9 protein-coding genes are annotated in these 11,089 nt (G+C 26.5%); 5 read left to right on the top strand and 4 right to left on the bottom strand.

The window, feature by feature from the left end; all coding sequences use genetic code 4:
• Positions 1-64: 64 nt before the first annotated feature.
• Positions 65-1,465 (top strand): hypothetical protein, encoded by a 1,401-nt coding sequence (locus P695_RS0104545; RefSeq protein ID WP_028127052.1) that lies wholly within the window; start codon positions 65-67, stop codon positions 1,463-1,465.
• On the opposite strand, the gene P695_RS0104540 is transcribed toward P695_RS0104545, so the two are convergent.
• Both P695_RS0104540 and P695_RS05930 read right to left on the bottom strand, forming a co-directional pair.
• A complete protein-coding gene (locus P695_RS0104540) occupies positions 1,457-1,654 on the bottom strand; it encodes a hypothetical protein (protein WP_028127051.1) in 198 nt (65 codons plus the stop codon). The two genes, P695_RS0104545 and P695_RS0104540, sit on opposite strands and share 9 nt — an antisense overlap.
• A gap of 182 nt (positions 1,655-1,836) precedes the next feature.
• Complete coding sequence (locus P695_RS05930) at positions 1,837-2,874, bottom strand: restriction endonuclease subunit S (protein ID WP_051437398.1); 1,038 nt, start codon at positions 2,872-2,874, stop codon at positions 1,837-1,839.
• Between the two features lie 73 nt (positions 2,875-2,947).
• On the opposite strand from P695_RS05930, the gene P695_RS0104530 reads away from it, so the two are divergent.
• Entirely contained in the window at positions 2,948-3,670 is a 723-nt protein-coding gene (locus P695_RS0104530) for a tyrosine-type recombinase/integrase (protein ID WP_035026574.1), read from the top strand.
• 14 nt (positions 3,671-3,684) lie between these two features.
• Positions 3,685-4,752 (top strand): restriction endonuclease subunit S, encoded by a 1,068-nt coding sequence (locus P695_RS05925; RefSeq protein WP_028127049.1) that lies wholly within the window; start codon positions 3,685-3,687, stop codon positions 4,750-4,752.
• Between the two features lie 7 nt (positions 4,753-4,759).
• Here P695_RS05925 and P695_RS0104520 read toward each other — a convergent pair whose 3' ends face one another.
• Together P695_RS0104520 and P695_RS0104515 are read right to left on the bottom strand one after the other, a co-directional pair.
• The gene (locus tag P695_RS0104520; protein ID WP_028127048.1) at positions 4,760-6,283 is read right to left on the bottom strand and encodes a type I restriction-modification system subunit M; all 1,524 of its coding nucleotides are present in this window, start codon (positions 6,281-6,283) and stop codon (positions 4,760-4,762) included.
• Position 6,284: 1 nt separating this feature from the next.
• Positions 6,285-9,350: a type I restriction endonuclease subunit R gene (locus P695_RS0104515; RefSeq protein WP_028127047.1), complete on the bottom strand. Its 3,066-nt coding sequence runs from the start codon at positions 9,348-9,350 to the stop codon at positions 6,285-6,287.
• 571 nt (positions 9,351-9,921) lie between these two features.
• On the opposite strand from P695_RS0104515, the gene P695_RS0104510 reads away from it, so the two are divergent.
• Positions 9,922-10,221, top strand: a complete 300-nt coding sequence (locus P695_RS0104510) for a transposase (protein ID WP_028126638.1) — start codon at positions 9,922-9,924, stop codon at positions 10,219-10,221.
• An 89-nt stretch (positions 10,222-10,310) separates the two neighbouring features.
• Positions 10,311-11,057 carry a DDE-type integrase/transposase/recombinase gene (locus tag P695_RS0104505; RefSeq protein WP_028126637.1) on the top strand — a complete coding sequence of 249 codons (747 nt, stop codon included), beginning with the start codon at positions 10,311-10,313 and terminating at the stop codon, positions 11,055-11,057.
• Positions 11,058-11,089 lie beyond the last annotated feature (32 nt).

Raw genomic sequence — 11,089 nt, 5'->3', positions numbered from 1 at the left:
AGATTAGAGTATGTTAAGGACACCGCCTTGAAAAAGGAGGTGTCCTTTTGCGTAAGGAGGAAAAATGAAAATTAGAAAAATATATTCTGATCAATTTAAAAGAAAAATAGCTAAAGAGTATTTCAATGGTAAGAAAGCAACTGATCTTGCCAAAAAACATGAATTAAGTGGAGGAGTTCAACAAGTCTATTCTTGATTTAGGAAATTTTACCCTGATGTTTATTATAATATGAACAAAGAAAAGCAAGAGGGTCAAAAAAATATCATGAAAAATAAAGAAAATCAAGATAAAAAGCAAATTGCCCAATTAGTTAAAGCACTAGAAGAATCTCAATCTAAAGTGAAAACTTTAGAAAAGGAAAAGGAGTTAGACAAACAACTAATTGATATTCTAAAAACAAAAAATCAAGTTTTGGAAAAGTCCAAAGCTTCTTGCGCAAATCTGATAAATCAAAAAAATCTAAGTAAGTGTGAGGAGCAAAAATTAATTATTGAGAACACTAAAATTTATAAACATTATGCTTATATTGCATGTTATGAATTGCTAACAAGAATTAATATTTCACAAAACAAACTAATCAAATTTTTCAATATTACCAAGAAACGTTTTATTGAATTTAAAAAAAGGCATTGTTGGCCTAATTTTTTAGATGTGAGGAATGGTGTAAAACCAATGCCAAAATTTAAGAAATACCAAGGAAAAGTCGCCCCAAATGCGAAGAAACTACTAAACAAAGTTTATAAAGTCCATAATAAACCAATATCTGCTGCTGATTTGAATCAACTAATATTCTTTATGTTTGGAGTTAGAATTTCAATTCCAAAAATCAGAGAAATTCAAAATAAATACCCAGCCCAATTTAAACATGTTAATCGAAAAAAAACTAAATATAACAGTAATGACCGTAAAGAAAAATTTACCAAAAAAGATCTTTTATTAAATAGCATTGAAGGAAAAAATGCTTTTGGTATTGATGGAGTTCACTATCCAGTTGTCATTAAAGGCACTCACAAAAAACCAGTGATTGTCATTAGCTATGATTTAAGATTTAAAACAGTGGTTGGATTCCATGCTGAATTTAGTGAAACATCAAATTCAGCTTATCAAGTTTTTATGAAAACATCAGCTTACATAAAAGCAAACGATGTTCAAAATGCTATCATTCAAACTGATCGAGGGTCAGCATTTGTCTGTGAAATTATTAATAACTTAGAAAAAGAAGCCAATAATTATACTCATTCAATGTCAAAAGCAGGATTCAAACATAACCCCTGAACTGAATCTTTAAATGGGTGAGTGAAACACTCTTTTATAGAACAATATGGGAAGTATTTCAATTCTTTAGAGGAATTCAAAAACACATTTCAAGAATTCATAAATTCATGAAATGTGTTCAAGATATCAATGTATAATCTAGTTAACGCAAACAGATCAACTTATTCTAAAGTGGTGTCCTTAAGTTAACATATTCTTTGAAATAATGTCTTCCAGTGATTTTGTAATTTCATAAGCTATTGTCCTTTCATTTAAAAAATTAACAGTTTTATCATCTAATTGATTTTGAATTATGGTATTTATCCTTTTGCTTTTTTCATTATAAATCGAAATAACATTTTCAATTTTCTTAATTAATTCGTTAAAAATTTCTTTCATAAAATTCCCTCTTAATTTAATTATCATATAATTAAGACAAAAAAATAAAAAAATATAATAACCTGTGCAACGTTTAGCATTTGCCTTTTTCAAGAAAGCGAAAATAAACACAATCTTCATTTATTGTTTTACATATTAATAATTGTTTAAAAGCATTAATATGACCATAATAAACTTTTTGCTTAAATTAATAATCTAATGCATGCATTTTGTAAAGTTGTTAATTTTTCCAATAAAAGATTTAAATTACATATTGTTTTAGAAATTGAATTTTCTTTTACAATTGGTTTTTTCATCATTATGTTTGATAATCCATCATTGTTAATACCTTGCATAGTTGTTCCTGTTGATAATTCATTTTTTTGGACCTGAAAATGGTCAGACAAAATAAAACTTGTTATATGATCAACATACTTTGTTGAAAAATTATAAAATCCTGTTGAAAATACTTCTTCTGGTTCATCATTGAAAAAGTACATCTTATTTTCACCAGCTAATTTAGATATTAGAAATGTGTTTTTTTTTGGTTTTATATTAGCTCTAGATGGTCTTTTAACACTGATGTCAATCAATTTTGTTCTATCAATATAAAATTCTCCAACAGCATTAGTTGCTAGATAAGTGATTTCATCGCTTCACTTATTGTTTTGCAAAGAAATAAAGTCAACAAATTTTACTTCATGGGTTTGCAAAACATTATATTGTTTAATCATTATTTTTTTAAGAATTGATATTTGAGATTTTATATTATCTATTAAAGTTTCTATGGGTTCAATAATGTCAATTATATTTTGTTGTTCTTCGATTGAAGGAATATTTATTTTTCAATTTCTAAATGTTGATGTATGAATTATTGGAAAAATAGATCCACCATCTTGAATTTTTTTTATATACTCATTCTTTTTTAAAAAATAATAAAACAAAAATTTTGAATTTAAAATTGTGCTTTTTTTTACAGTAATACTAGTTATTTGTTGATTAAATCAACTTTCTTTTTCTACATACATTATATTTCCAATTGAAGCAGTTGTTGAAATTAACACACTTCCTTCTTTAACTGTTTTATTTTCTTGCTTTGTAATTCATCTTGTATTTTCTTTGGTTAGTAAGTCTGCTGGGCCTAAAAATGGTATTTCTTTTTTTCATAATTCATTATTTTGTGTGTTCGGTGTCGAACCGTTTTTTACATCACAAATATCTCCAAGTTTATAAATAGCCATTAAAAAACCTCATTTCTTATTTAATTTTACCATCAATTCACATAGATATAGATAATAAAATGGGGGTATAAAAATGAATGAAAAACAATATTTAAACTATTTAAAAAAGAACAATTATTCAATAAACACAATTATTACATATAAAAGCATTTTGAATATATACAAAAATGATTATCAAAATATTACGAGAATTAAAAATAAAATTAAAACACATTTTAATTCGCCAAACACAGCATGAACACATTACAATGTTATTTGTTCTTATATGAGATGAGCAAAAGATAAAAGACTAGAAAATTTAAAAGAAATTAAATTACCTAGAATTTCTAAAGTCTATAGAAGTGTTTTTAAAAAATCTTTTCTTATAAAGAAAACAGAAATAAAAGCAGAAGATTCTGAAATATTGATTGAAAAAAAGATTATTATCCGTTTTCTTTTTGAAACAGGGATTAGAGCATCTGAATTAAAAAATATTATTGAAATCAAAGAGAAAACATTAAAAATTATCGGAAAAGGGAATAAAATTAGAGAAATTTTTCATAAAATTGAAACAACTAAATTAATGAATGATTTTAAATATACAACAAAAACCTTAAGACTATGAGTCAAAGAAATCTTGGGTGAGAATTACACACCACACTCAATTAGACGATCATATGCTACACATATGCTATTAGCTGGCGCTAATCCTAAAATGGTAATGTTGCAATTAGGACATGAAAAAATTGAAACAACATTTAGATATTTAAATTTATCTTTTGAACAAAATTGACAAATCTACAGCAAATTTTTATAATTTGCTGTTTTTTAATGGCTATTATAATCAAAACTGGTAAATCAAATACTGAAGATGCAAAAACAGATGGAGATTACCTTTTTTTTGATAGATCTCAGATAGTGAAAAAAAGTAATAAGTATTTGTTTGAAGGAGAATATACAATAGTACCTGGCGAGGGTAATTTTGAACCTAAATACTATAAGGGTAAATTTGATTTGCATCAAAGAGCTTATTGTTTAAGAAGTGATAATTTAAGTATAATAACTAAATATTTATTTTGATTTTTAAGAAAGAATCAAAATATTTTTTCAAAATATTCAGTGGGTTCTACTGTTCCTTCACTGCGTTTATCAAGTTTTGATTGAATAATTCATAAAAAGGATTGACCTTCATTAATAGAACAACAAAATATAATTGACATTATTGAACCAAAAGAAGATCTTTTTTTGAAGTATTCAAAATGTGTAAGAATAGATTCATTAGAAAATGCAAAAACTGACATCCAAAATATAATTGACATTATTGAACCAATCGAAAATTTAATTAGCACAATAAATTGTTGAAAAACAAAAATAAATTTTTTAAGCAAAGACCATTATGCAAATAGACTTAAGTATAATTCTCAATTAATTGACCATGTTAATTTTGTAAAAGGAAAAAGTCTATCTTCAAATGAATTCAAAACATTTGGTACACCTTTTTTAGATGTAAAATCATTACTGGGAAGCATAACCAAATATGTGGATGTTCCACCAAACACATTTTATGGTGACATCTTGCTTTCTTTAGATGGCACTCCAGGAAGAGTGTCATATGCAAATGAAGGCTACAATGGATATGTTTATAATTTGCAATCTAACGTAATTTCTAAAGGGCAAATTTACATTGATTTAATAGCAAAAGTTAATCAAGACATAATTCAAATGTGTTCCAAAGGAACAACAATAAAACACGCTTCTTCTGCAAAAGAAAAAATGATTCACTTAAAATCTGATCCATATGTTTGTGATACTTTTTTAGAAAGTTTAATTTTAATTTCCAAAATAACAGGCAAATTAGAACAACTTAAAACTTCGTTAATTAATTTATTAGTAAAATAAAAAGCACTTAGTCTTCATTAGACTTAAGTGCTTTTTCGATTGCTTGTTCAATTTCGGGAATTGAATCACTAAATTCTTTCATTAATTTTGAAAGTTCACCTGCAATTTTTTTAATTTCTTCTCTTACGACTGTTTTATCAATAACTTCTTCATTTGTTCCGACATAACGTCCTGGAACAAATGAATAATCATTTTCAACCAATTCCTCTTTACTAATCGTTTTGGCAAAACCAATTTGATTAATTTCATTTCCTAGTAAATGTTCACTGTATAAATCTGCAATACTTGCAATGTTTTCATCTGTTAATTCTCTTAATTTTTTGGATAACATATTTCCTTCTAAACTAGATGCTGAAACCATTAAAATATTGTCATTTTTTTTATTGTTATTAAAAATTCAAATTGAGGCCGGAATTCCAGTTGTATAAAACAATTTATCTGGTAGTTCAATAATAGCATCAACCTTATTATCTTCTACAAATTTAATTCTAATGTCTTTTTCAGCTTTTTGTGAAGAAGATAGAGAACCATTGGCTAAAACAATAGCTGCTCTTCCTTTAGATGAAAGTTTAGAGACCATATGTGATAATCAAGCATAATTGGCATTCCCTTTAGGTGGTACTCCTCATTTAAATCTTGGGTCATCTAATAATTGTTCTTGACCTCATTCTTTCATATTGAAAGGAGGATTGGCCATTACAAAATCAAATCTCTTATTTCGATGTTGGTCATCTGTAAAAGTATCGGCTGATCTTTGACCTAAAACTCCATTTCCATCAGTATCAAATAAAGTAAATCCATGTAGAACAAGATTCAATTTAGCTAATTTTCAAGTAACATTATTGTATTCTTGCCCATACATTGTGACATCATCAAGATTTCCATCATGACTTTCAATATATCTTTTTGATTGAATTAAAATCCCTCCAGAACCACAAGCAGGATCATAAATTGTTCCTTTTGTTGGTTTAATTAAATTAACCATTAATTGAACAATTGAAGTTGGAGTATAAAATTCCCCACCTTTTTGTCCACGGTCTTTAAAAAACTTACCTAAAAAGTATTCATAAATTCTTCCAATTAAATCTTCTTCTTGGGCTCCTGAAAAATCTTCATCAGAAAAGATTTTAATAACGTTTCCCAATTTCACTTGATCAACACCTTCTTTGTTAAAGTTTTTACTAAAAATCCCTCGTAACATTTCATTTGATTCTTCTAGTTTTAAAAAAGCATTATCTATTTTTTCTCCAATTTCAGGAGAATTAGCAAACTTCATGATGTATTCTCATGAAGTTTGCTCATCAACAATAAAAGAATTGTAACCATAATAAAATGTTTTGGCATCTATTAGATCTAAGTCCAATCCATCATTAATTAATTTAGCATACCCCACTTTATATCGATCAGAGATATATTTTAATGAGAGAATCCCAAGAATTGTATGCATATATTCTTCTGCTGACATATTACCTCTCAGCATGTCAGCAGCCGCTCATAATTTATTTTCTATTTCATTTATATTAATTGCCATTTTAGTCATCCTTTCTGAAATAACCTTCATTGATTTTGATTTGTTTAGTAATTTCATCAACGAAAATTCCTGATGTATCCTCTAATTTTTTGGGTGGATAATTATAGTTGTTTTGTAATAATTTGATTAAAGCAAGTTTCACTTTATGCTTAATAGACTCATTGTTGTGATATTGTTCAGTAATATTTTCTTTGACACTTTCCATTAGTTCTTTAGCTATTCTTTGTAAGATTTCTGAGTTATTGTTATGTGTTAAATATTCATCATCAGCCAAAACTTCAAAAAAAGCTTGAAGTTGAGGATCTTTAAATTCTGGTTCTTCATTTTGTTTGTTAGTCACTTCTTTTGCTAATTGTTTTAACATTTCAATAACATTGTCTAATTTTTCAGATTTTGAGAGTTCATTCACAATATCACGTAATTTATCTGATGCTTTTTGGGCAAAAACTGGTCTTGTATGTTCCATTTGCATAATTTGTGCTTCAATTGAGTGTCTTAATAATTCTGCTGAAACTCTTGGTGAAGTTTTCATTAAGTTTTCAGCTTCTTCAACTAAAATTTCAGAAACCTTATTAATATCTTTTGAAATTTTACTTTCTAGAATTTGAATATCTGTTTTTGAAGTATCAACAATATCAGCCACCGCTTGTTTAATACTATCAATTGTTAAGTTTAAGGTTTCATCCTTTTGAGTAACTGATACTGTTAATAAACTATTAATTGTTTCAACACCTTTTGCCATTATTGCTTCTTCTTCTGTAATGACTGAATAAGCAATTTTAAAAAAACGATTTATTTTTCTTGCTAATTTGATAAACTTATTTTTTTCTTCAACAGATAGGCTCAAAATATTTTCATAAGCATTCATTATATATTTAAAAGATTCATTTAATGTTCCAGAACCAAGTTTTGTAATTCCTGGAATGTAATTTTCATTAAGAATTTGAAATGCCTCATTTAATTTTTCTTGGGCTATATGGACATCTTCAATGCTAATGTCATCTTGAATATCTGTTGCATTATATTGTAATAATGCATCAGCTAAAAATTTTCAAATCCCAATATAATCAACAATTAATCCAGAAACTTTAATTTGTTTTGTGTCTTTATCTTCATAAACTCGATTTACACGAGCAATAGCTTGCATTAAATTATGTCATTTAATAATTTTATCTAAATACATCACATCAAGATCAGGAACATCAAAACCAGTTAATCACATATCGACAACAATAGCTATTTTATATTTTGAATTTGGTTTCCGAAATTCAACTGCCACTTCATTAATTTTTGCTTTAGGAACAATTGCATCAGCCATTTCTTTTTTATCTTTGTTATTTGATTCTGTCATCACCAAAATAACTTGATCACGATATTCAGGAAATTCTTTCATTATATTTTGATAATAAATATAAGCAGCTTTTCGACTATTGGCCACAATCATTGCTTTACCATGTAAAATATTTGTTCTTTTTTTCAAGTGATTAATCATATCGACTGCTTTTTTGTGAATAATATTTGGATCTTCAAAAATTAAAGAAGAATTTACATTTTTAAGCAAAGTTTCAATTTTTTGTTCAGAAGATAAATCATTAAAATCTAGAGTTTTTGTATACTTTTCTTGAATTTGATCCATAATTTCAAGTTGTTCTGGATTTAAATCAATTTTAGTTTTTCTTAACTCATAATAAATTGGCACAGTTGCCCCATCATTAACTGCATCACGCATTGAATAAATGTCATTATATTCTCCAAAAATATCTTTAGTATTTTTATCAAATTTCATCAAAGGTGTTCCAGTAAAACCAGTAATCTTAGCATTTGGAAAAGCATCTCTCATATATCTGGCATAACCAAATTTTAACAATCACTCTTCTTTTTCTTTAGATAAAATTCTTTCCCCATCTAAATTATTTTGCGTTCTATGAGCTTCATCAACTAATAAAAAGATATCATCCCTATTTGATAACACACCAGTTTCTTCAACAAATTTTTGAACTGTTGAAAAATAAATTCCAAAATGTTTTTTATCATTTAATTCATTAACTAAATGTTGTCTTGAAGTAATTGCTTCTGCTTTATTTCTTAAAAAACTTTCAGCATTTAAAAATCTTTGAAAAAGTTGTTTATCTAAATCATTTCTATCTGTAATCATTAAAATTGTTGGTTGGTTAAACTCTCTAGTAATTGCTTTAGCTAAAAAAAGCATTGTTACAGATTTACCAGATCCTTGAGTGTGTCAAACAACACCACCACGATTATCATTGGTTTTTTTCAATTTATCAATAGTTTTTTGCACCGCTTTAATTTGATGAGGTGCTGCCAAATATTTAACAGGATTTTGTTCATTTGTATAAAATGAATATAAATTTATAATTTGATAAATCTTTTCTTTTTTAAACAAAAACTCTATTGGGTTTGCATTATTATTATTATTATTATTATTATTTTCTTTATTTCATCCATAAAAATATTTATAACTTGAAGTTATTGAACCATACTTTGTCATTATTGCATTTGATAAAAAATTCATCATATTAAATGTCCATAATTTTGGACAATGACGTTTTAATGATTCATTTTGCTTAAATGCATCTTCAATTTTTTCATTGGCTAAAGGTGATTTCAATTCCATAATAACAATTGGCAAACCATTAACAAATAAAACAATATCAGGCAAACGTTGATCTGTACCATTTGAAACATTAAATTGTCTAATTAGTTGATAAGTGTTTTCATTTGTATTTTCAGAAATTAATTTAATTGTTAAAGTTCGGTCTTGTTCTTGATCAAAGATTTTAATCCCATTTACCAGCATTGAATGACCTTGAATATTCATACTGATTAAATCATCAGAAATCTTTTTAATTTCTTGAATTGCTTGCATGGCAATTTTCTCATTAACTCGATTAATCTCTTGAATTTTTTCAGTTAATAATTTGTAATTAAAAACTTCTTGATTATCTTTTCTATTAAAATCAGAAATACTCTCTCATCCTAATTTCTTTAACTCTAATTCAATATCCTCTTCAAAATTAAATTCTGTTATAAAATTTGTTTTTGCCATCCTAATACCTTCTTATTTTTAATTGAAAAATTTTCTATATAACAATTATATATAAAAATAGTATTAATTTTAAATGAGATTTTGAAACTATATTATCCAGACCTTACAACTAAATTTCACTAAGTTTTGTGAAATAAGTACAAAATGCAACAAAAAAAAGGAAAGTATAAACTTTCCGTTGTATGTTCCCGATGAAACAAACCTTTTACCAATAATTACTAAGAATTATCTTGAATTATAGAAATTCAATAATTTCTGTCATCCACATTTTTATTATCCAGACTATTAAGCCACAATTAATTGCTGGTTGAATTGCACTTTTCCTTCCTATTGTAAATTAAACATGGAAAAAATAATGCTATACAATCAAAAAGAAAGCGTGGAATTTTTTATGCCAAAACACAAGTTAATATCATTACAAAGAAGAGCTAACCATGAATTTTATTCTTTTTAAAAGTGTTTATAATCATAAGGAAATTAACATTAGTGTAAGGTTCCCTTTTTCGGGACACATAATTTAAATCACAATAAAGTGATTGTAAAATTATATGTAACGAAAGAGGTTTTTATTATGAATAGACAATACAGTCCAATAGAAAAAGAAAATATGATTTTAGAATTTAAAAATTCTAAGCTAGAAATGCGCCATTTTGTGGTTCCATACAACGTCACTTATCAAGCATTTTCAAAATGAGTGCAACAATATGATAAATTTGGTTCTGAGGGTTTATCAGGAACTAAAAAAGTAGAAGACCAAAAAATTAAAGAGTTAGAAAAGGAAATCAAGAAATTAAAACGAGCAAACTTAGAACTAGAAACTAGACAAGAATTATTTCGCCTTTTAAAAAGAGAAATTGATAAAAAAAAGTAAATAAATGAGAGCTAAATATTTATAAATGTATAGTCATCACAAACTTTTACATTGAAAAAAAGGAACTTCCAATTAGAACATTGTGCCAATTGTTTGGACTTTCCAAAACAGTTTATTATCGTTGATTAAAAGAAAATAAACCTATAAATCGTTGTATTAACTACGAATTGGTCTTGAAAATTGATCAAGAATTTAAAGATAGTGGTAATACATATGGGCCTAAAAGAATTGCTAAAGAATTAGGTATAAGTGTCAAAAAAGCTCGTAGATACATGATTTTCTATAATTTAAAACCTAATAATTCACATCCTCCTAAAAAAGAAAAGTCACCAATTCCAGAACAAGAAGGCAAATATAAGCAAATTATTAAACCAAAAATGGATTTAACAAAATTTGGTGATGTCTTTTCAACTGATATTACTGAAGTAAACTATGGAAAAGAAAAATGATACACATGTGCTTTTTATCATATTAAACAAAAGAAAGTCTTTGGTGTGGTTACTAAGCCATACAAAGGTATGGAATTAGTAATGGAATCCTTTTTAAAAATGGTTGATGAATTTGGTTCATTTAAAAAAAATTCTATTATTCATTCAGATAATGGGTCTGAATTTAAATCATATCAATATTGATTAATCCTAACTTGATTTGGTTTCAAACCAAGTATGTCAAGAGTTGGTAAGTCAACTGACAATGGTTTTATCGAAGGTTTTTGAAGCACTTTAAAGAGAGAAGCCTTAAAAGAAAGTCATGTTTATACAACTTTAGATGAATATTCACTCAATTTAAAACATTATTGTAATTTTTACAATAATAAACGGATTACACTGTTGTAAAATATGTGTGTCCCGAAAAAGGGTACCCTACA

Origin of the sequence: Williamsoniiplasma lucivorax ATCC 49196, assembly GCF_000518285.1 — a bacterium.
Taxonomy (GTDB): Bacteria; Bacillota_I; Bacilli_A; order Mycoplasmatales; family Mycoplasmataceae; genus Williamsoniiplasma; species Williamsoniiplasma lucivorax.
The sequence above is the reverse complement of the archived record's forward strand: the minus strand, read 5'-3'. Positions and strand labels throughout refer to the sequence as shown.